This window comes from Pseudogulbenkiania sp. MAI-1, assembly GCF_000527175.1.
Classification (GTDB): Bacteria; Pseudomonadota; Gammaproteobacteria; order Burkholderiales; family Chromobacteriaceae; genus Pseudogulbenkiania.
Genome location: NZ_AZUR01000001.1, coordinates 2,037,503 through 2,058,072 on the forward strand (window position 1 = coordinate 2,037,503; position 20,570 = coordinate 2,058,072).

The window sequence follows — 20,570 nt, forward strand, 5'->3', positions numbered from 1 at the left end:
TTCAATCGGGGTTCGGAGTAGGGTTGCCGGCCGGGCGGTCGATGCGCTCGGCGTGGCTGTAGGCGACCCAGCGTTCGGGACGGGCGAATCCTACCAGACAGAGCCCGGCCTGTTCGGCCAGATCGACCGCCAGCCGGGTCGGGGCGGAGATCGCCACCAAGCTGGAGAAGCCGGCGGTGACGGTCTTCTGCACCATTTCCATGCTGGCGCGGCTGGTGACCACGACGAAGCCGTCGAGCTCCGTCGGGCGGGAGGCCAGTGCGGCGCCGATCAGCTTGTCGAGCGCGTTGTGGCGGCCGACGTCTTCGCGCAGCAGCCGTAGCGTGCCGTCGTCGCTGCACCAGGCAGCGGCGTGGGTCGCGCCGGTCGCCTGCTGCAGCAGCTGGTGCTGCCGCAGCCCGGCCAGGGCCCGCCCGATGGCGTCGGCCTGCAGCGGGCAGGGTTGCGCCAACGGGCGCAGGGGGCGGATGGCGTGCGCCAGGCTCTCGGTACCGCACAGGCCGCAGCCGGTGCGGCCGGTGAGATTGCGGCGCATTTCCTTGAGCCGGGCGAAGCAGCCCGCCGCGATCTCGAGCCTGACCGTGATGCCGTTGCAGCCGGTTTCGACCTGGATGTCGAACACTTCTTTCGGCGTGTCGACGATGCCTTCGCTGAGGGCGAAGCCGAGCGCGAAGTCTTCCAGGTCAAGCGGGGTGGCCAGCATCACCGCGTGCGAGATGCCATTGAATTCCAGCGCCACCGGCACCTCTTCGGCCAGGGTGTCGAGGCCGTCGGCGGCGGCTCCGTCCTGCCAGGTTTGCACCCGGCGGGTCGAGGCGCCACCGCTCGGGCAGGGCGGGGACTCGGGGGCGCCCATCATGCTTCGCCGCGGCCGGCCTGCTCGAGCAGTTCGAGCTGGGTTTCGTTGAAGCGCCGGTAGTTCTGCTGCCATTCCGACGGTTGCGTCACCGGCAGCACCTGCACCGCCGTGACCTTGTATTCCGGACAGTTGGTGGCCCAGTCGGAATTGTCGGTGGTGATGACGTTGGCGCCGGATTCCGGGAAGTGGAAGGTGGTGTACACCACGCCCGGCTGCATCCGCTCGCTGATTTCGGCGCGCAGTACGGTCTCGCCGGCGCGGCTCTGGATGCCGACCCAGTCGCCGTCCTTGATGCCGCGCTCTTCGGCATCGTGCGGGTGGATTTCCAGCCGGTCTTCCTCGTGCCACAGGCTGTTGGCGGTACGGCGCGTCTGCGCCCCGACGTTGTACTGCGACAGGATACGGCCGGTGGTCAGGATCAGAGGGAAGCGCCGTGTGACCTTTTCGTCGGTGGCGACGTACTGGGTCACGAAGAACTTGCCCTTGCCGCGCACGAAGCCGTCGATGTGCATGGTCGGCGTGCCTTCCGGCGCCTCATCGTTGCACGGCCACTGCACGCTGCCCAGGCGCTCGATCTTGTCGTAGCTGACGCCGGCGAAGCTCGGGGTCAAACGGGCGATCTCGTCCATGATCTCGGCCGGATGCTTGTAGCTCATCTTCAGGCCGAGCGCATCGGCCAGCATCAGCGTCACCTGCCAGTCGGCATAGCCCGCCAGCGGCTTCATCACCTGGCGCACGCGCGAGATGCGGCGCTCGGCGTTGGTAAAGGTGCCGTCCTTCTCGAGGAACGAGGAGCCAGGCAGGAACACGTGCGCGTATTTGGCGGTTTCGTTGAGGAAGATGTCCTGCACCACGATGCATTCCATCGCCGAGAGGGCGGCGGTGACGTGCTGGGTGTTGGGGTCGGACTGCACGATGTCCTCGCCCTGGCAATAGAGGCCCTTGAAGCTGCCGGACAGGGCGGCATCGAACATGTTGGGGATGCGCAGGCCCGGCTCCGGCGAGAGCTTGACGCCCCAGTCGGCTTCGAACAGGCTGCGCACCGCCGCGTCGGAGATGTGGCGGTAGCCCGGCAGTTCGTGCGGGAACGAACCCATGTCGCAAGAGCCCTGCACGTTGTTCTGGCCGCGCAGCGGGTTGACGCCGACGCCTTCGCGGCCGATGTTGCCGGTGGCCATGGCGAGGTTGGCGATGCCCATCACCATGGTCGAGCCCTGGCTGTGCTCGGTGACGCCGAGACCGTAGTAGATCGCCGCGTTGCCGCCGGTGGCGTAGAGGCGGGCAGCGCCACGCACCAGTTCGGCCGGCACGCCGGTGATGTCGGCGGTGGCTTCCGGCGAGTTTTCCGGCTTGGCGACGAAGGACTTCCAGTCGTGGAAGGATTTCTCTTCGCAGCGCTCGGCGATGAAGTCGTCGGCCAGCAGGCCCTCGGTGACGATGACGTGCGCCAGCGCGGTGATCATCGCCACGTTGGTGCCGGGCTTGAGCGGCAGGTGGTAGTCGGCCTTGATGTGCGGGCTATCGACCAGGTCGATCTTGCGCGGGTCGACCACGATCAGCTTGGCGCCCTCGCGCAGGCGCTTTTTCATGCGCGAGGCGAACACCGGGTGGCCGTCGGTCGGGTTGGCGCCGATCACCATGATCACGTCGGATTGCTCCACTGACTTGAAGGTCTGGGTGCCTGCGGAGGTGCCGTAGGTCTGGCCCAGGCCGTAGCCGGTGGGCGAGTGGCAGACGCGGGCGCAGGTGTCGACGTTGTTGTTGCCGAAACCGGCGCGGATCAGCTTCTGCACCAGATAGGTTTCTTCGTTGGTGCAGCGGCTGGAGGTGATGCCGCCGACCGAATCCTTGCCGTACTTGGCCTGGAGGCGCTTGAACTCGCCGGCCGCGTAGGCGATGGCTTCTTCCCAGCTCACTTCGCGCCACGGGTCGGTGATGCGCTTGCGGATCATCGGCTTGGTGATGCGGTCCGGGTGGGTGGCGTAGCCCCAGGCGAAGCGGCCCTTGACGCAGGCGTGGCCTTCGTTGGCCTTGCCGTCCTTCCACGGCGTCATGCGGATGACCTGGTTGCCCTTCATCTCGGCCTTGAAGCCGCAGCCGACGCCGCAGTAGGCGCAGGTGGTGATCTTGCTGTGCTCGGGCTGACCGAACTGGATGACCGACTTTTCCTGCAGGGTGGCGGTCGGGCAGGCCTCGACGCAGGCGCCGCAGGAGACGCATTCGGAGTCCATGAAGGCTTCGCTCTGGCCCGGCGAGACGCGGGATTCGAAGCCGCGGCCGGAGATGGTCAGCGCGAAGGTGCCCTGAGTCTCTTCACAGGCGCGCACGCAGCGGTTGCAGACGATGCACTTGGACGGGTCGTAGCTGAAGTAGGGGTTGGACTCGTCCTTCTGGCTGTCGAGGTGGTTTTCGCCGGCAAAACCGTAGCGCACCTCGCGCAGGCCGACCACGCCGGCTTGCGTCTGCAGCTCGCAGTTGCCGTTGGCGGAGCAGGTCAGGCAATCGAGCGGGTGGTCGGAGATGTAGAGTTCCATCACGCCACGGCGCAGGTCTTGCAGCTTGTCGCTCTGGGTGCGCACCTTCATGCCGGCTTCGACCGGGGTGGTACAGGAGGCCGGGAAACCGCGCCGGCCTTCGATCTCGACCAGGCACAGGCGGCATGAGCCGAACGGCTCGAGGCTGTCGGTGGCGCACAGCTTGGGCACCATCGAGCCCATTTCGGCGGCGGCGCGCATGATCGAGGTGCCTTCCGGCACGGTGATCTCCTGGCCGTCGATTTCCAGCGTGACCAGCTTGTCGGAAACGCGGGCCGGGGTGCCGAAGTCGGTGTCGTGGATCTGGGTATTCATCGTGAGTGTCCTCAAGCCGTCTGGTCCGCAGCGCCGATGGCGTCGAAATCTTCCGGGAAATGATTGAGCGCGGACAACACCGGGTAGGGCGTCATACCCCCCATCGCGCACAGCGAGCCGTGCAGCATGGTGTCGCACAGGTCGCGCAGCAGGGCGATCTGCTGCGGGCGGTTTTCATCTTTCTGGATGCGCTCGATCACCTCGACGCCGCGCGTCGAGCCGATGCGACAGGGCGTGCACTTGCCACAGGATTCGATGGCGCAGAATTCCATGGCGTAGCGTGCCTGCTCGGCCATGTCGACGGTGTCGTCGAACGCCACGATGCCGCCGTGACCGACCACAGCACCGAGCGCCGCAAAGGCTTCGTAATCCAGCGGGGTGTCGAACTGCGACTCGGGCAGGTAGGCGCCGAGCGGCCCGCCGACCTGCACCGCACGGATCGGACGACCAGAAGCGCTGCCGCCGCCGAAATCGTGCAGCAGTTCACGCAGGGTCAGGCCGAAGGCTTTTTCCACCAACCCGCCGTACTTCAGGTTGCCGGCCAGCTGGAACGGCAGCGTCCCTTTGGAGCGGCCCATGCCGTAGTTGGCATAGTACTGGGCACCGCGCGCCAGGACCACCGGTACGCTGGCGAGCGAGATCACGTTGTTGATCACGGTGGGTTGACCGAACAGGCCGGACAGCGCCGGCAGCGGCGGCTTGGCACGGACCACGCCGCGCTTGCCTTCGATGCTCTCCAGCATTGCGGTTTCTTCGCCGCAGACGTAGGCGCCGGCGGCCTTGCGCACTTCGAGGCGGAAGGTCTTGCCGGAACCCAGGATGTCGTCACCGAGGAAGCCGGCGTCTTCGGCGAGGCGGATCGCCTCGTTCAGAACGTCGAAGGCGTGCGGGTACTCGGAGCGCACGTAGATGTAGCCCTGCGTCGCACCCACCGCGATACCGGCGATGGTCATGCCCTCGATCAGCATGAAGGGGTCGTCTTCCATCACCATCCGGTCCGAATAGGTCCCGGAGTCGCCCTCGTCGGCATTGCACACAACGTATTTCTGGCTGGCTTGCGCCTGCGCCACGGTGCGCCACTTGATGCCGGCAGGGAAGGCCGCGCCGCCGCGTCCGCGCAGGCCGGAGTCGAGCACTTCCTGCACGATCTCGGCGCCACTCATGGCCAGGGCGCGCTTGAGGCCGTCGAAGCCCTCGTACGCCTGGTAGTCGGCCAGCGACAGCGGGTCGGTGATGCCGACACGGGCGAAGGTCAGGCGTTCCTGGTTCTTCAGATAGGGGATTTCCTCGGTCAGGCCGTGGCCGAGCGGATGGTACGCGCCCTGGATCAGCGCGTCGAACAGCTCCGCCACGTCGTCGGCCTCGACCGGGCCGTAGGCCACGCGGCCACGCTCGGTCTGCACCTCGACCAGCGGCTCGAGCCAGAACAGCCCGCGCGAGCCGTTGCGGATCAGTTCGATGTCGACGCCGCGACGCGCAGCCTCGGCGAGGAGGGCGACGGCGGTGTCGTCAGCGCCCAGAGCGAGGGCGGCGGAGTCTCTCGGGACAAACAGGCGGATGCTCATTGGGCCTCCTTCACGCTGGCCAGGAGGCGGTCGAGCTTGGCGGCGTCGACGCGCGAGACCATCTTGTCGTTCAACTGGATGTTCGGGCCGGTGGAGCACAGGCCCAGGCAGTACACCGGCTCGAGCCCGATGCGTTGATCGGCGCTGCGGCCGTGCAGGCTACAGCCCAATACCTGTTTGGCGTGCGCGGTCAGCTCACGGCTGCCGCGCGACTGACAGGCCTCGGCCTGGCAAATCTGCAGGGTGTGCCTGGCCGGCGGCGTGGTGCGGAAATGGTGGTAGAAGGTGATCACGCCGTGCACTTCGGCGCGCGACTGGTTGAGCGCCTTGGCGATGTCGGCCACCGCCCAATCGGGAATGAAGCCCAGCGCGTCCTGTACGTCGTGCAGGATGGGCAGCAGGGCACCGGGCTGGTCGTGGTGCGCTTGAAGAATGCCTTGGAGCTGCGTGCGCTCCAGGTCTTGCTGAGTCGTCATTGCTTAATCCCCTGTCGAGAGCCTGTCCTCAAGCATTCATGGAGGTGGGGCTGCCAAGCCCGACACGATCCGATCGTGCGGGTATTGGGCTTGGCAGCCCGGCCTGCGGGTCTATTGTCGGACAGCCCGGCACCGCCAATCTGTCTTAATCCGACCATAAATAGTTGAGAACACACCGCCTCATATGCTTCCAAAAACATAATGAAAGCCGCGATTGGCCGCAGTGTGCTAGGTTATTGGGAGCTTTTCAATATGAACCGAATTGCCGGATACATATGCAACAAAAACATAAATCGACACCACGACTACGCGTGCAAAGCCAGTTGGTGTGGGGGCTGGCCGCCGATGACGGGGACGAGATCCCGTTCCGGCTGATCGAACTGCTGACCGCGGTGCAGACGCATGGCAGCCTGCTGACCGCCGCCAAGGCCAGCGACACCTCGTACCGGCACGCCTGGGGGCTAGTGCAGCAGGCACAGGATGCGCTCGGCGTGCCGCTGCTCGAGATGGCACGCGGCAAAGGGGCGAAGCTGACGCCGCTGGCGGAAAAACTGGTGTGGGCCAACCGCCGTATCCGGGCACGTATCGGCCCGCTGCTGGAGACGCTGGCCTCGGAGATCGAAACCGAGTTGCGCCACGCCTTGCAGGCGGCCAGCGCGCCGCTGCGGCTGCATGCCAGTCACGGTTTCGCGGTGGAGATGCTGGTGAAGACCCTGAGCGAGGCGGGCATGGCGATCGATCTCAAGTACCGCAGCAGCCAGGACGCGGTGGCGGCGCTGCACGCGGGCGAGTGCGACGTGGCCGGCTTCCACGTGCCGCTGGGCGAGTTCCAGAACACGATCACGGCAAGCTACGCCGAGCATTTCGACCGCCAGGAGCACCGTGTCATCCATATCGTGACACGCCGCCAGGGGCTGATGGTGGTGCGCGGCAATCCGCGCAAGATCTACGAGATTGCCGACCTGGCCCGCCCCGAGGTGCGCTTCGTCAACCGTCAACCCGGCTCGGGGACGCGGCTCTTGCTCGACAAGCTGCTGCAGAAGGCCGGAGTGACGCCGGCCCAGGTCCATGGCTACGAGCAGGCGGAACTGACCCACGCCGCGGTGGCGGCCTACATCGCCAGCGGCATGGCGGACGTGGGCCTGGGCATCGAGACGGCGGCGCGCCGCTTCGACCTGGATTTCCTACCACAGCAGACCGAGCGCTATTTCTTCCTGGTGCGCCGCGCTACGCTGGAGCATCCGGCGGTTCAGGCGATGATTGCGACGTTGGGTTCGGCCGAATTCCGCGCCGAGATCGGCAAGCTGCCGGGCTATGATGCGGCACAGTCAGGTCAGATCTTGATGGTGGGGGAGGCGTTCGGCTCTCTCCCCGGCCATGTGCCGTAGCCGCACGAAGCGGGGCACAGTCAGGTGTTCTCCCGGCTACGGTGCCGCATACGGACCCTATCCACGCAAGAACCAGCGCGCGGTGCCGACATTGGTGTCAGCCGACCACAGCTGGTGGCGCAGTGTTCAACCCGGAGATGAGCGAGTAGTCGTCCTGATCCGGGTTGTGGATGACGTAGCCCATATACTTACTGTCCGGCGGCAAGCCCAGTTCCTGGATCAGGTTGGCGACCGGAATCTCCCTGCGCTGTCTGGCTTGTTTTGCTCGTTCTGCGGTAGAGCCACGCCGCTTTGCTTCCCCCATTTGGCAACTCCCGTCCAAATAAAAAAAACCATTACCGCTCTTCCCGAGTGTGCCATAGGCGTAACACGTAAATGGTCTCACCCTGAATCTCATAGCGCATTTCGTACTGCCCCACGAGAATGCGGCGCACCTCGCGCGGATCGAACTCGAACAGCTGCTCACCCAAGCGCGGATTTCTCAGCAGGGTATCATTCGGTGCTGTCGTCAGCGCTTGTACGGTACGGGCGGCAGCTTGCTTATTCACTGGCGCAAGAAATTCGTACAACCGCACCAGGTCGGAAAGCGCTTTGCTGGTCCACCTCAATTCCATCAGCGCGGCACCGGCAACGGGTTGTCGGTGCCGAGGCTATCCGCCCAGGCCTGCACGGCCTGGTGATCGATCACACTGCCGGCATCCACATCAGCCAGGGCCTCGCGGGTCAGGCGGTTGCGCTCCTCTTCCTGGTCAATCCAGGCCGACAGCGCCTGCTTAATGATCCAGCCGCGCGACCGTTCCAGCCGGTTGGCGATCTGATCGACCTTTTCGGCCAGCGGGAGCGGCACATGGGCCGTGATGACTTTGGTTTCGGTCTGAGCCATATTCAGTTTTCCTTCCTGGTTAGGCGGCGGGGATTGCGACTGGACCGACGAAACCCCAATAAGGCCAGGGAGCACGTAGTCAATGTCGGTCAATACAAAATAGCGGTCTTCCCCGTCATAGATGGGGTCAGCTCACTAAACGGAAAAATCGTACGCTAAGCTGATGCGGGTAGCAGCCGTTCATCGTGATGATGGCACCACATTCATTGAGGTGAAGCAGCGGTCGTTTGTGACGGGCGGGCGAAAGATGTCTATCAGAAGCTCTTTCTAGGCGATCCGATTTTAACTTAATCGTAGTGATTAAGATTGAATCGGTCAAGCGGTGTGTCATTCGTCACCGTGCACGCGAGCGTCGCCTGGCGTAAAGCCGGCCTCGCGGATGATCTTCTTGTACTGCTCGATGTCGGGCTGCTGGCCGGGGTTGAGTTCGATCCGGGCGCGGTGTGCATCGAGACTGACCTCCGCCTTGGCGACCCCCGCCGTCTTACCGAGGTTCTTTGACAAGCCGTAAACACAGAACGGGCAGGTCAGGCCCTGCACGTCGATGTCCACGACCTGTATCGGCGTGGCCGAGCCCGATGGAAACCAGCAGGATCGGCAGTGCACAGCAGACCAATGTTCCCGACGACAACAGCAGCGCAAACCAGTGCAGCGTCGTGCCCCGCGCAGTGGATTCCGAGGAGGAGGAGGAGGAGGAGGAGGAGCTGGATGCGTGCGCCCGGCCAGATTTCATGATCCGCTCCATCCCGCCAGCGCCGGCACAAGAACAAAATAGGCGTTGAGCAAGTAGAGGCCGGTAAACATCAGCAGGACGCCCCCTGCCAGCTCGAAAGCTCGCCGGAAACGCCCCAGCGGTTTCAGCTGTTCCACCCATCCCACCGCCGAGGCCGCGAGCGCAAGCGGAATGGCGCGGCCCACGGCAAAGCTCGCCAGCATTGCCATCCCCAGAACGGGTGAGCCCCCAGCGGCCGAAGCGCCCAACAGCACGACCAGCGCCGGCGTGCACGCTGGGCAGACGGCAACCGAGAACGGCACACCCAAGGCGAACGCTCCCCATGCCGTTTTGGCACGCACGGCTTTGAATCCGAAGGCAGGCAGGGAAAGCTTGATCCATCCGGTCCACAGCAGACCCAGCCCGATCAGCCACGGTCCGAGAACGAGCCCCCAGTAACGGCCCACCAGCGTCTGCACCCACTGACCGCCAAAACCGGCCAGCAGACCGAGCAGCGTGTGCGCGCCGATCATGCCGGCGAGGAACATCAGGCCGTAGCGGGCAGCATCCTTCGGTGACCTGGCACGGATCACATAGGCGAGCGGCACCGGAAGCGCCGCGAGCACCAAGGGGTTGAGACTGAAGAACAGGCCCGCCAGCAGGCTGACGCCGCTTGCGCCCCAGACGCCCTGTGCCACGGCCTGCCGCAGGGCTTCAAGCTCCATGACCATGCGCTCCCCGGCGACGCCGTAATTCGGTTGCGAGCTGTGTGGGAGTGGGCAGTGTGGTGAACACCAGTTGGCCGTCGATGGCGAGTGCCGGCAGCGTCAGCACTCCCAGTTCGACCGCGCGGTCGATCGAGTCGAGCACGTTGATTTCACACCACTCCACGCCTGTCTCGGCCATATCGGCGGCAGCCTGGAGATCGGCCTTCGCGGCGGTGCACTTGGTGCAACCCGGCGCATAGAACAGTTCGACTTTCACGATGCACGCTCCCTGTCGTCATCGACCTGCTCCAAGGCGGCCAGGATCGGGCAGTCATCGACTGACTGCTCGCCGTCGGCACATTCGGCGAGCAGCCGGTCGAGCGCGGCTGACATCACCTGCATGGCGCGAATCTTGGCTGAAAGTTGAAGCTTCTTCTCGATGGCGCGCTGCCGCACATCGTTGCAACAGGCACTGTCGCTCTGGCGTAGATGCAGCAACTCGCGGATTTCCGCCAGCGTAAAACCGCAGGCCTGGGCGTGCTGGATGAAGCGGACGCGGCGCACCGCGTCCTCCCCATACAGTCGGTACCCGCTGTCGGTCTTGGCGGTGGGAGCGATCAACCCCTCGCGCTCGTAGTAGCGCAGTGCGTCCACGCTGATGTCGCCCGCCTGGGCCAGCTTGCCAATGGTCAACATAACGCAGCGCTCAAGACTGACCCAGACCGGCAGCGCGCAGACTCGCTTCGTCTATGCCGCGTCCGGCGCAACAGCTGGCCAGTTGACCATTAATCGCCACGGCCGGCACCGAGCGTACGCCGAGTGACTTGGCGCGCTTGGCCACTTCCATGTCGTGCATGTCGAGCACATCGACCTCACACGACGGGCAGGCCAGCCCCTGCACCAGAGACACGACATCCGTGCAGGCCGGGCAACCGGCGCTGAACACTTCCACCCTGTGTTTCATCGACATTTTCAGGCTCCTTCAATCATGGGGCAGGGCCACGCGGAGATGCCACGTTCCCCACGCTTGAAGGATAAACCCTGGAGTAAACGCCAGGGTCAAGTGGATTTTTGCTGCGGATTTTCCTTGTCCATTCTGACCGTGGACGAGGCGTTTCCGGAGTTGGCCGCACCGCGTTGAGCCCACTACTTTTTCAGTCGTGCAGGGGTGCTTTGGGTAATACACCCCGTCCTATTCAGGAATGGTCAGTCGTGCAGCGGCTTGACCGCGCGGTCCTCGCCGGCGTTGGCCATCAGGTCCAGCGCCAGTGGTGCCTTGTCGCGCAGCAGCCAGCCGAAGAACACGGTGGCCACCACTGCGCCGGCCAGTTGCGCCACGATGAAACCCGGCGCATCGGCCGGGCGGATGCCGGAGAACGTGTTGGTGGCAGCACGCGCCAGCGTGACGGCCGGATTGGCGAACGAGGTGGACGAGGTAAACCAGTAGGCGCCGACGATGTAGGAGGCCACCGCGTAGGGCACCGCATCCGGCCGGCTGCGCGAACAGCCGAAGATCACCGCCAGCAGACCGAAGGTCGCGACGAACTCGCTCCACCATTGCGACGGGCCGGTGCGGATATGCTGCGAGGCGAAGAACAGCGGCTCGCCGAACATGCCGTGGGCCGCCGCCACGCCGCAGAACGCGCCCAGGATTTGCGCCAGCATGTACAGCCCCGCTTCACGGCCGGACAGCTCACGGCGTAGCGCCGCCGCGAGCGACACGACCGGGTTGAAGTGGGCGCCCGAGATGCCGCCGAAGGTCAGGATCAGCGCGACCAGGCCGCCTCCGGTGGCGAGGGCGTTGGCCAGCAAGGCGACGCCGACATTCCCGCCCGCCAGGCGCTCGGCCATGATGCCGGAGCCGACCACGGTGGCCAGCAGCAAGGCAGTTCCCAGCCACTCGGCCACTAAACGACGTTGTAGATCCATGACTTACTTCTCCCCCCTGTTTGCGTCGTTCAGGGTGGCGATCTTGTCCATCGCGGCCTTCAACGCGGCCTTGTCGTGCCGCAGGGTGTCCAACGGCAGGGCCAGGAACGCCTCGATACGGGCACGCAGGATGCGGTAGGCCGTCATGAATGCGGCATCGATTTCTTCGTCGGTGCCGGTGGCATGGGCCGGGTCTTCCACACCCCAGTGGGTACGCAGTACCGGGCCGAGGTAGGCCGGGCAGGTTTCGCCGGCGGCGCTGGCGCAGACGGTGATCACGATGTCGGGCGTGGCCGGCAGGTTGTCCCAAGACTTGCTGTAGTAACCCTCGGTCGATATCCCTTCACGAGCCAGCAGCGCCAACGAACGCGGGTGGACCTGGCCGGTCGGCTTGCTGCCGGCGCTCATCGCGTGCCAGCCCTCCGGGGCCAGGTGGTTGAAGGTGGCTTCGCCCAGAATGGAGCGGCAGGAGTTGCCGGTGCACAGGAACAGGACATTCATCGTTTCAATTTTCGGTTTGTGTGGTGGAGAACGGGGGCCGGGCGGCATCAGGGCAGCATGAGGCGCTCAGCAGGTCGCCGCACTGTTCCGGGTGGCCGGCGCAGCATTCTTCGGTCAGGTAGGCGATCAGTTCCAGCATCAACGGCAGGTTGGCGCGGTAGCGCTGGAAGCGGCCTTCCTTCTGAACGGTCAGCAAGCCGGCATGGGTCATGTCCTTCAGGTGAAAGGACGCGGCATTGGCGGGCATGTCGAGGGTGGCGGCGATCTCGCCGGCCACCATCCCGTCCAGGCCGAGCTTGACCAGCAGGCGATAGATGTCGAGCCGGCTGCCCGAAGACAGCGATTCGAAGAGTTGGGTGGCGGTGTGCTTTTCCATAATTCAACAATACAAGAATCGTTGAAGTGTTGTCTACCTTGGCCAACTGCGGTGAAGTCGGCCTCCCGAACAAATCATAACCGACGCATTAATGCCGGACTGGCGCATTGGTAGATGGTGGCAATCTCAACAAACCCGAATCACAGCCCGTTAGCCTGCATGCCGGTTTGATTTAATGGCTTGCTTGATCCACTTGGGACAGTAGGAACGTGTTGGCCAGGTAAATGGCGATAAGAACAAGGCTCACCCAGCCGATCACCCCTTTAAGCCGGGATTGAGCCCGGTAAATCAGCCCGATGATGACGGCACCGGTCATGATCAATGCAGACAGGCTGGACGTTGCATGAAAGGGTGAGACGTGAGCCAGAATGGGGCCGGGCAGGTAAAACAGGTCGTCGACTGCCAGGACCAGTACATCGAAGAGATTACTGCCAAGCAGGTTCGCGAGCGCCATCTCCAACGCACCCAGCCGCAGCGCCGAGATCGTGACCGCCAGTTCCGGCAAGGACGTCGCCCCGGCAATGAACAGGGTGCCGACAAACGAAGCGTGCCAGCCATGGAGGTGGGCCAGCTGTTGGCCAATCGAGGGCAGCCAGATACCGGCCCCCACCACGGCGGACGCTGCGACAAGATAGCGGATTACCGCTTGCCGCAAGGCAATATCGGGATACTGTTGAGCCAAATCGCCAACGAATACCGCCATCGTTCGCCTCTCGAAGCTGAACACCGCCCGTATCGCCAGCAGGTACATCAGCACGAACAATGGTGAATACAGCCCAACGTGCCCAAGTGACCATGCTGCAAACTTGTCCGGAAGTAGTAAGCAAAAGCCGACAAAACCAATCAGCATGATGCCAAAAGCCGCAGACAATATATGGCCTTGGCCTACTACGGTGTAGATCGACTTGCCGCGATACAGGACATCGAGCACGGCCAGCATCGCCAGATTGAATACGCAGGAACCCAGCGCATCGCCTACCGCCAGGTCGGGAGCCTTCACGATGGCCACGGCACTGATACCCGTTGCCAGTTCGGGGAGGGATGTCACCGTCGCCAGCAGGATCAAGCCTATCCATCGTCCTCCCAATCCTGTCTTTTTCGCGATTACATCGCCGTAGCGTGATAGGCGTGCGCCAGCGAAGCCGATCACCGCAGCACACACAAAGAACTGCATCCAAAGCAGCAACGATATTGTTGTCACGTTGTACACATCAGGGGTGGTCATCGCATTGTCAAAGCAAGCGAAACGCCAGAATGGCAACGATGGTTGGAGGGATTGCTGCAACAAGCAACCCCATCGGATGAATCGCCTCATCCTCGAAATTGCCTCGCAGGATCGCCACACCGGCGGGATTCGGCGCATTGGCAATGATCGTCAACCCGCCCCCCGTGACGGCCCCCGTCACCAGCGCATACTTGAATGAATCGGACAATCCCTCGACCAACGAGCCGAGATAGGTCAGCGCGGCATTGTCCGTGATCGCCGTCAATAACGTCGCACCAAAGAATACGGCATCACTGCTCATGGCCAACAATACCGGCCGCAGCCACCACTCCTGCTGCCCGCCCAGCACCACTAGCCCCGCCAGGAAGAAAGCGACCAGCAGGCCTTCACGCAGGATCAGACGATCCTGGTAACCCTGGTAGGCGTGTGCGACCCCCAGAAAAAACAGGAACAGGCCGAGGAAAGCGGCGGGATGATGGGCAAAGGCGACCACCCCAACCAGGAAGAGCAGATGCAACGCCACCATGATTGCCGGCACGTTGTTTTCTTCATCTTCAGAAGCATCAATACCGGATGAAATCCGCGACAACTCCTGCCGGAACAGCCACGTTGCACTCAGGGCATTGACGATGACGGCAATGGCGGCTTTCCAGCCCAAAGAAGTGATCATGAACCAGATATCCCATCCCCATTTGCCTGCCACCATGAGGACAGGCGGCGCCGCGAAGGGCGTCAAGGTGCCGCCGATGGAAATATTGACGAACAAGACTCCCAGCGTGGTGTAGCGGAGCCGGGTCGACAGTCCCTTGGCAAAATAGCTATCGCGCAAAATCAAGGCGGCGAGGGTCATGGCCGCGGGCTCGGTAATAAACGAACCCAGCAAGGGAACCAGGGCGAGAATCGCGAAATAGAACGCCATGGGACTGGGCAAGGGAATGAACTGGGCCACCGTGCGGACGCAGAACCTGGCGAATTGCAAGATAGGCTTCGTCCCGGCGATCACCATGATGGCGAAGACGAACATGGGCTCCGTGAAGTTACGCGAATCTAGGTACTGGGTGGCCGTTGAGCGACCCTCGACGGCGAACATGCACAAGATCAGGATCATGGCCCAGAAGCCGAACACGACTTCGACTTCGCCCAGCAGATGCCACAGCCCGGCATGAGCGGGGCGGGTATGTGCCAGCCGCTCAAAAAACTTGGTCGAGAACGTATGCAGAATGGCAACAGCGAATAGCATTGCGCCAATGATCTGGATGATGCTAGGTGTCACAGACCCCCCTTTGGATGTCGAATTGAAATGGGTTCATTGACCCAATACCCGGTACTTGTTGTTTTCAGAAGACCGGATGATCATAACCGAACTGAAGCAGCGGATTGCCTCATTAATGAAGCTGAAAAGGCAATGAAGAGGCCAGACGCTGATTTTAAAAAAAAACGGGGGCCGAAGCCCCCAAGTTCGCTTGTTGTTACTGCTCTGTGTGCCCATGATCTTGTGGCCCTGGGTGAAATGGTTACCGCCACACTCCCTTCATAGAGCCAGCTGCGAGCCCAACTCCACCACCCTGTTGGTAGGCAGCTTGAAATAGGCAGAAGCGGCGCTGGCATTGCGGAACATGGCCAGGAACAGTTTCTCCCGCCAGATGCCCATTACCCCGGCCCCCACTTTGGGAATCAAGGTTTCCCGGCCCAGGAAGAACGATGTGTCCATCATGTCAAATCTCAGGCCCTGCTGCTCGCATTGCGCCAGCGCGGCGGGGATGTCTGCCTCGTCCATGAAACCGAATACCACCTTGACCCGGTAGAACTGCTGGCCCATGGCTTCGACAGTGACACGTTCATGCATGGGGATGTAGGGAATATCCGCTGTTTCGGCGGTCAGGATAACCACGCGTTCGTGCAGGCTCTTGTAGTGCTTCATGCTGTGCAGCAAGGCATGCGGAGTGCTTTGCAGATCAGAAGACATGAAGACAGCGGTGCCTTGCACCCGCGGAACGGCAGGCGCCATCAATTCGACAAATTGTTCCAACGGCATGCCGTCTGCAGCCAGCTTGTCGTGCACCAGTTGGCGCCCTCGCTTCCACGTCGTCATCACGATAAATACCATCAGGCCCATAGCCAGTGGGAACCAGCCGCCATCGAACACCTTCAGGCTGTTGGCACTGAAGTAGACGATGTCCACCAACAGGAACCCTCCCAGGATCAGGTTGCATTTGAGCGGATGCCAGTGCCACCGCTGCCTTGCCACGATGAAAGTCAAAATCGTCGTGATCACCATGGTGCCGGTGACGGCAATGCCGTAAGCGGCGGCGAGCTTGCCCGACGAGCCGAATCCGATAACGAGCAGCGCCACGGCGGCCAGCAGAGTCCAGTTGATAGCGGGCAGGTAAATCTGGCCAATCTCCTCGCTCGATGTGTGCTGCACGTCCATGCGCGGCACGTAGCCCAGCTGAATGGCTTGACGGGTAAGAGAATACGCGCCCGAGATCACCGCCTGCGAAGCGATCACCGTCGCCAGTGTGGCGAGTACCACCATGGGAATCAACGCCCAATCCGGTGCCAGCAGATAGAACGGGTTGGCGATGGCCTGTGGTTCGCGCAGCAACAGCGCACCTTGGCCGAAGTAGTTCAGCACCAGCGATGGCAGCACCAGGCCGAACCATGCCAGCTGGATGGGCCGCCGTCCAAAGTGCCCCATATCCGCGTACAGCGCCTCGCCACCGGTAATGGCGAGCACCGAGGCGCCAAGCGACAGGAAGCCAAGCAGTGGCTGCTTCAGAAAGAAGTCCAGCGCTTGCCATGGATTGAGCGCCCCCAGCACCAGCGGCGTTTGGAAGATCGAAACGAGGCCAAGCAAGGCCAGCGTGACAAACCAGACGACGATGATGGGCCCGAATAGCGATCCCATCCGTCCCGTACCGTGTTTCTGCATGATGAACAGCGCAATCAGCACCAGCAAGGACAACGGCACGATGTAGGGTTTGAGGGCCGGGGTGGCGATTTCCAGGCCCTCGATGGCGGACAGCACCGAGATCGCCGGTGTGATAACGCTGTCACCATAGAACAGGGCGGCACCAAACAAGCCCAACACCATGAGGAACGCCGTCTGCTGGCGGCTCTTGGCGTGATGCATCACCAGCGCCATCAGCGCCATGATGCCGCCTTCTCCCTTGTTGTCGGCACGCATGATGACGGTGACGTACTTGAGCGCCACCACGATCACCAAAGACCAGAGCACCAGCGAGAGCATGCCCAGAATGTTGTCGGGCGTCATCGGCACCGGGTAATGCGGGTTGGCGAAGATTTCCCGGATGGTATAGAGCGGGCTGGTGCCGATGTCACCGTACACCACGCCCAAGGCAGCCAGGGTCAATGCGGCCAACTGGCCGGAGGGTTGAGTAGCACTCATGCAATGTTTCCAAGGGTCAGAACTGAAAGCGGTAACCCACCCCAGACAGGGTGATGAAATGGGCCGGTTGCGCCGGGTCCTGCTCCAGCTTCTGGCGCAGGCGGCTCATATAGATACGCAGGTAGTGGCTGTTTTCGGTATGTCCGGGGCCCCACACCGCCTGCATCAGCATGCGGTGGGTCAGCGCCTTCCCCGCATCGCGCAGCAGCGTGCATAGCAGCTTGTACTCCACGGGCGTGAGATGGACGGCCTCGCCGCCGCGCAGCACCACGCGCTGCGCCAGGTTGACGGTCACATCGCCAAAGCTGACCAGTGGCGAGGCTTCCAACTGTCGGGCGTGGCGCCGCGTCAGGGCGCGCACCCGCGCTACCAGCTCGCCGACACCGAATGGCTTGGTCAGATAATCATCGGCACCGGCGTCCAGCGCCTCGATCTTGTCCGCCTCGTCACTGCGAGCGGACAGCACCAATACCGGTGCTTGAGACCAGTGGCGGAACTCCTTGATCACTTCCACCCCATCCATGTCCGGCAACCCCAAGTCGAGGATCAGCAGATCGGGCTGCCGGCTGCCGGCCTCCACCAGCCCCCGGTGGCCACAGTCGGCCTCGTAAACCGTCCATTGCTGGCCTTCCAGGGTGCTGCGGACAAAACGGCGGATGTGGGGTTCATCTTCGATGAGCAGGATGCAAGCTTCAGACGCGGTCATGGTCATCCTCCGTCACAACGATGGGCGGGTTGCCCAAGGGCAGGCGGAGCTGTGCCGTGGTACCGCCCCCTGGCGAACTGGACAGGGTGATGCTACCGCCATGAGCCTCGGCGATTGCCTTCGAGATGCCCAGTCCCAGCCCGACACCCGGCGTGCTGGATTCGGTCTCGCCGCGTTCGAACAAGTTGAACAGACGTTGGATATGAGCCGGGTCGATACCGAGCCCTTGATCGCTTACCGCCAGGTAGGCAAAACCGCTGTCGGTGTAGGCGCGAATACTGATCGGGCTGCCCGCGGGTGAATACTTGGCGGCATTCTCCAGCAGGTTGCACAGTACCCGTTCGATCAGGACAGCGTCGAACTGCACCAGCGGCAGGCCAGGCTCGATCCGCAACTCGAGCGGGTGCGCATCCAGCACCGGCTTCAACAGTTGCAGGCTGGTGCTGATCACATCCTCGTACAACTGCCATTCAAGGCGCAGGCGCATCTTGCCGGCCTGCAGCTTTGCCATGTCCAGCAGGTTGGTCATCAGCTTGTGCATGGCCTCGGCTTGATCGCGGATCAGACGCGCGGTTTCACGCTCGGCCGCCGGCAATTCACGCCCGGCGAGGTCTTCCGCCATGCCGACCAAGCCGGTGAGCGGGGTGCGAAGGTCGTGTGACAGCGCGGACAGAATGGAGCTGCGCAGCTTTTCCGCATTGATCTGGATTTCGGTCTGTTGCGCCACATCGACGTAGTGCAAGCGCTCGACGGCGATGGCCAACAACGAGGCCAGCGTGACGAACCTCGCCTTTAACTGTGGCAAGTCGCTGACGGAAGGGTCAGGATACACGGCCAAGACACCACGCATTCCCATGGGGGCCTTCAACGGCAGGTAGAGAGGTGGCAAGCCTGTCTCGGCATCACCCAGCACCGGCTCCTGCCGCGTGAGCGCCATTTGCAATAAATGGCTTTCCAGCACGTCCGCGTGGCGGACGTCCAGTTGGCCGGCTTCAGTCAGCCAGAAGCAGCGCACACTACAGTGCTGGTAATGGGCATAGGTGACAACGGCAGCCTCGACCTGGTCCAACGTCGCCGCGCCGGTGAGGGTGCGCGCCAGATCGTAGAGTTCCCGCGTCTCGCGTTCGTGTTGCCGGACCTGTTCGGTTTCATCCTGAAGGCTGGTGGTCAGTTGAGTGGTCAGCAATCCGACCGCCAGCATCACGGCAAAGGTGATCACGTACATGCCGTCACGGACAGCGAAAGTGTAGTGAGGGGGAACCAAGAAGAAATCGAACAGTGCTACCCCCAGGAAGGCGGCGAAGATGGCGGGACCACGCCCGAGCCGAAGTGCCACTAGGAAGACCACCAACAGAAACAGCATGACGGCATTGGCCAACTCCAGCGTGTCACGGAACGGGACCGTCAACCCGGTAACCAGCAAACAGCACAGCACCACCAAGCCATAGCGACCTGCGGGTGAGACGCGCGACTTTGAAAACCATTGCCCGGTCAACATGATGTTCTCGCTGATATCTGAATGATGTTAAAGATAGGGCGGAGCTTGCAAAAAAGTTGTAGAGAGTGATGCGCTTTTTGTAAACAGCGCGTAAACAACAGCCCGCGACGACCATGTCAGCGTAGCGTTCTGTTTCTTGATGGTACTGAAGTAAGCGCGGTGGGGCCGCAGCTCTACCGCGATCCGACCACCCAGCGGCTGCGCCGGCATGAGCCGGGCCAAGGATTTCCGGCGTTCCGATCGGCTATCGGCGCCGGGTCGCGCTGCGCACCACGCGAAACGTCAGCCACAATGCCAATGCATAGCCAAAGACGGCCAACACCGGCATGCCGCCGACGAGGGGGCCGATGCCGTGCTGCATCAGCAGCGAGGAGGCGATGTACAAGCCGAGCGTGATCAAGGCCAGGGCGATCCGGCTGCTGGCTTTGCCGACCTCGGCCGGCAGCACGTCCAGCCCGGAATGGTGATGCGTGACAACGATGCCTTCGGAGCGGGCGCGGCGCAGCACGCGGCTGATGCTGTCGGGCAGGTCGCTCAGCGAGAGCAGCGATTCGTATTTCAAGCGCGCCGTCAATTTGTCCAGATCGGCCGGCTGGACGGTCGCTTTCAAGGCGGCGCCCGCCCGGACGAACAAGCCCTCCATCAGATTGAAGTCAGGATCGAGCGCGCGCACCGTACTTTCCATCAGGAAGACGGCGCGCAACAGTACCAGCAGGTGGTGCGGTATGCGCACGTTATGCCCGCGGCCCATTCGGGCCATGCGCAGGAAGGCCTCGCCGAACGACCAATCCTGCAGAGGCAGCCGCGCATAGTCCTGGATCAACTCTTCCAGTCCGTTGCGAAATGCCGCCCGGTCGAGCGTGCCGCCGAGGATGCCGAGGTCGAGGTAGGCGTCAAGCAGCCAGTCGGCATCCTGTTGCACGAAGGCCTGCATCAGCGCGGCCAGGTTGGCGCGGGTGGCGCGATCGAGAGAGCCGATCAAGCCGAAATCGTGCAGGCAGATGCGCCCGTCTTCCAATACGAAGACATTGCCGGGATGCGGATCGCCATGGAATATGCCGGCATGGAAGAACTGGTGGATGTAGGCATCGACCAGGTTCTGCGCCAGGCGCGGGCCGTCGGCCTGGAAGGCAGGATCGTCGATGCGGCGTCCCATGCTCATTTCCTGCACCAGCACCCAGTCCGTGCACAACTCCTTGATCACGCCGGGCACGTACACAGTGGACGAGTCGCGAAATACCTCGACGAAGCGGGCGATATTCGACGCCTCTTGCCGGAAGGCGGTTTCCTTGCGCAGGTTGCGCGCCAGTTCATCGATCAATTCCAGCGGCTCCAGGCGACGCAGGCCGGGCAGCACGAGCAGGATACTGTTCACGACCCAGCGCAATATCCGGATGTCTTCGGCGATCTGGCGCTGGATGCCGGGACGACGCACCTTGACGATGACCGCACGTCCGTCCCGCAATACGGCGCGATGTGGGGTAGCC

Annotated in this window: 22 protein-coding genes; 1 reads left to right on the forward strand and 21 read right to left on the reverse strand. The window is 62.9% G+C overall.

All coding sequences use genetic code 11. The annotated features are described in order from the left end of the window. Position 1 precedes the first annotated feature (1 nt). From fdhD to PSEMAI1_RS0109545, 4 genes are read right to left on the reverse strand one after another with little or no spacing between them, the layout of a single operon-like run. Positions 2–859, reverse strand: coding sequence for a formate dehydrogenase accessory sulfurtransferase FdhD (gene fdhD / locus PSEMAI1_RS0109530; RefSeq protein WP_024302653.1), 858 nt, complete (start codon positions 857–859; stop codon positions 2–4). Beyond that, positions 856–3,708 carry a formate dehydrogenase subunit alpha gene (gene fdhF / locus PSEMAI1_RS0109535; RefSeq protein WP_024302654.1) on the reverse strand — a complete coding sequence of 951 codons (2,853 nt, stop codon included), beginning with the start codon at positions 3,706–3,708 and terminating at the stop codon, positions 856–858. The genes fdhD and fdhF overlap by 4 nt, the downstream gene beginning before the upstream one ends. 11 nt (positions 3,709–3,719) lie before the next feature. Further along, positions 3,720–5,273: an NADH-quinone oxidoreductase subunit NuoF gene (locus PSEMAI1_RS0109540; RefSeq protein ID WP_024302655.1), complete on the reverse strand. Its 1,554-nt coding sequence runs from the start codon at positions 5,271–5,273 to the stop codon at positions 3,720–3,722. Further along, positions 5,270–5,749, reverse strand: coding sequence for a formate dehydrogenase subunit gamma (locus PSEMAI1_RS0109545; RefSeq protein WP_024302656.1), 480 nt, complete (start codon positions 5,747–5,749; stop codon positions 5,270–5,272). The genes PSEMAI1_RS0109540 and PSEMAI1_RS0109545 overlap by 4 nt, the downstream gene beginning before the upstream one ends. A gap of 275 nt (positions 5,750–6,024) precedes the next feature. On the opposite strand from PSEMAI1_RS0109545, the gene PSEMAI1_RS0109550 reads away from it, so the two are divergent. Then, the gene (locus tag PSEMAI1_RS0109550; RefSeq protein WP_029770600.1) at positions 6,025–7,137 is read left to right on the forward strand and encodes a substrate-binding domain-containing protein; all 1,113 of its coding nucleotides are present in this window, start codon (positions 6,025–6,027) and stop codon (positions 7,135–7,137) included. A gap of 97 nt (positions 7,138–7,234) precedes the next feature. On the opposite strand, the gene PSEMAI1_RS0109555 is transcribed toward PSEMAI1_RS0109550, so the two are convergent. The 17 genes from PSEMAI1_RS0109555 to PSEMAI1_RS0109635 form a co-directional block, all read right to left on the reverse strand. Next, positions 7,235–7,441 (reverse strand): hypothetical protein, encoded by a 207-nt coding sequence (locus tag PSEMAI1_RS0109555; protein WP_024302658.1) that lies wholly within the window; start codon positions 7,439–7,441, stop codon positions 7,235–7,237. A gap of 31 nt (positions 7,442–7,472) precedes the next feature. After that, positions 7,473–7,751 (reverse strand): type II toxin-antitoxin system RelE/ParE family toxin, encoded by a 279-nt coding sequence (locus PSEMAI1_RS0109560; protein WP_024302659.1) that lies wholly within the window; start codon positions 7,749–7,751, stop codon positions 7,473–7,475. Beyond that, complete coding sequence (locus PSEMAI1_RS0109565) at positions 7,751–8,020, reverse strand: CopG family ribbon-helix-helix protein (protein ID WP_024302660.1); 270 nt, start codon at positions 8,018–8,020, stop codon at positions 7,751–7,753. The genes PSEMAI1_RS0109560 and PSEMAI1_RS0109565 overlap by 1 nt, the downstream gene beginning before the upstream one ends. A 327-nt stretch (positions 8,021–8,347) precedes the next feature. Next, positions 8,348–8,572, reverse strand: coding sequence for a heavy-metal-associated domain-containing protein (locus tag PSEMAI1_RS21215; RefSeq protein ID WP_024302661.1), 225 nt, complete (start codon positions 8,570–8,572; stop codon positions 8,348–8,350). 177 nt (positions 8,573–8,749) lie between these two features. Beyond that, on the reverse strand, positions 8,750–9,457 hold the full coding sequence (locus PSEMAI1_RS0109575) for a cytochrome c biogenesis CcdA family protein (protein WP_024302662.1): 708 nt from the start codon (positions 9,455–9,457) through the stop codon (positions 8,750–8,752). Next, a complete protein-coding gene (locus PSEMAI1_RS0109580; RefSeq protein WP_024302663.1) occupies positions 9,447–9,716 on the reverse strand; it encodes a thioredoxin family protein in 270 nt (89 codons plus the stop codon). Before PSEMAI1_RS0109580 ends, PSEMAI1_RS0109575 begins: the two co-directional genes overlap by 11 nt. Then, positions 9,713–10,135 carry a heavy metal-responsive transcriptional regulator gene (locus PSEMAI1_RS0109585; RefSeq protein ID WP_024302664.1) on the reverse strand — a complete coding sequence of 141 codons (423 nt, stop codon included), beginning with the start codon at positions 10,133–10,135 and terminating at the stop codon, positions 9,713–9,715. The genes PSEMAI1_RS0109580 and PSEMAI1_RS0109585 overlap by 4 nt, the downstream gene beginning before the upstream one ends. Before the next feature lie 10 nt (positions 10,136–10,145). After that, positions 10,146–10,409 (reverse strand): thioredoxin family protein, encoded by a 264-nt coding sequence (locus PSEMAI1_RS0109590; RefSeq protein ID WP_024302665.1) that lies wholly within the window; start codon positions 10,407–10,409, stop codon positions 10,146–10,148. A gap of 236 nt (positions 10,410–10,645) precedes the next feature. Next, positions 10,646–11,368 carry an MIP/aquaporin family protein gene (locus PSEMAI1_RS0109595; RefSeq protein WP_024302666.1) on the reverse strand — a complete coding sequence of 241 codons (723 nt, stop codon included), beginning with the start codon at positions 11,366–11,368 and terminating at the stop codon, positions 10,646–10,648. A gap of 3 nt (positions 11,369–11,371) precedes the next feature. Further along, positions 11,372–11,869, reverse strand: a complete 498-nt coding sequence (locus tag PSEMAI1_RS0109600; protein ID WP_024302667.1) for an arsenate reductase ArsC — start codon at positions 11,867–11,869, stop codon at positions 11,372–11,374. A 4-nt stretch (positions 11,870–11,873) separates the two neighbouring features. Next, on the reverse strand, positions 11,874–12,245 hold the full coding sequence (locus PSEMAI1_RS0109605) for a helix-turn-helix transcriptional regulator (RefSeq protein WP_024302668.1): 372 nt from the start codon (positions 12,243–12,245) through the stop codon (positions 11,874–11,876). Positions 12,246–12,417: 172 nt separating this feature from the next. Then, entirely contained in the window at positions 12,418–13,470 is a 1,053-nt protein-coding gene (locus tag PSEMAI1_RS0109610) for a sodium:calcium antiporter (protein ID WP_024302669.1), read from the reverse strand. 7 nt (positions 13,471–13,477) lie between these two features. After that, positions 13,478–14,743, reverse strand: a complete 1,266-nt coding sequence (locus PSEMAI1_RS0109615) for a putative Na+/H+ antiporter (protein WP_024302670.1) — start codon at positions 14,741–14,743, stop codon at positions 13,478–13,480. Positions 14,744–15,001: 258 nt separating this feature from the next. Next, on the reverse strand, positions 15,002–16,879 hold the full coding sequence (locus PSEMAI1_RS0109620) for a potassium transporter Kup (protein WP_024302671.1): 1,878 nt from the start codon (positions 16,877–16,879) through the stop codon (positions 15,002–15,004). Between the two features lie 16 nt (positions 16,880–16,895). Beyond that, positions 16,896–17,585 carry a two-component system response regulator KdpE gene (gene kdpE / locus PSEMAI1_RS0109625; protein WP_156943111.1) on the reverse strand — a complete coding sequence of 230 codons (690 nt, stop codon included), beginning with the start codon at positions 17,583–17,585 and terminating at the stop codon, positions 16,896–16,898. Continuing rightward, a complete protein-coding gene (locus tag PSEMAI1_RS0109630) occupies positions 17,572–19,083 on the reverse strand; it encodes a DUF4118 domain-containing protein (RefSeq protein ID WP_029770604.1) in 1,512 nt (503 codons plus the stop codon). The genes kdpE and PSEMAI1_RS0109630 overlap by 14 nt, the downstream gene beginning before the upstream one ends. A gap of 244 nt (positions 19,084–19,327) precedes the next feature. Then, positions 19,328–20,548, reverse strand: a complete 1,221-nt coding sequence (locus PSEMAI1_RS0109635; protein ID WP_051460208.1) for an AarF/ABC1/UbiB kinase family protein — start codon at positions 20,546–20,548, stop codon at positions 19,328–19,330. Positions 20,549–20,570: the final 22 nt, after the last annotated feature.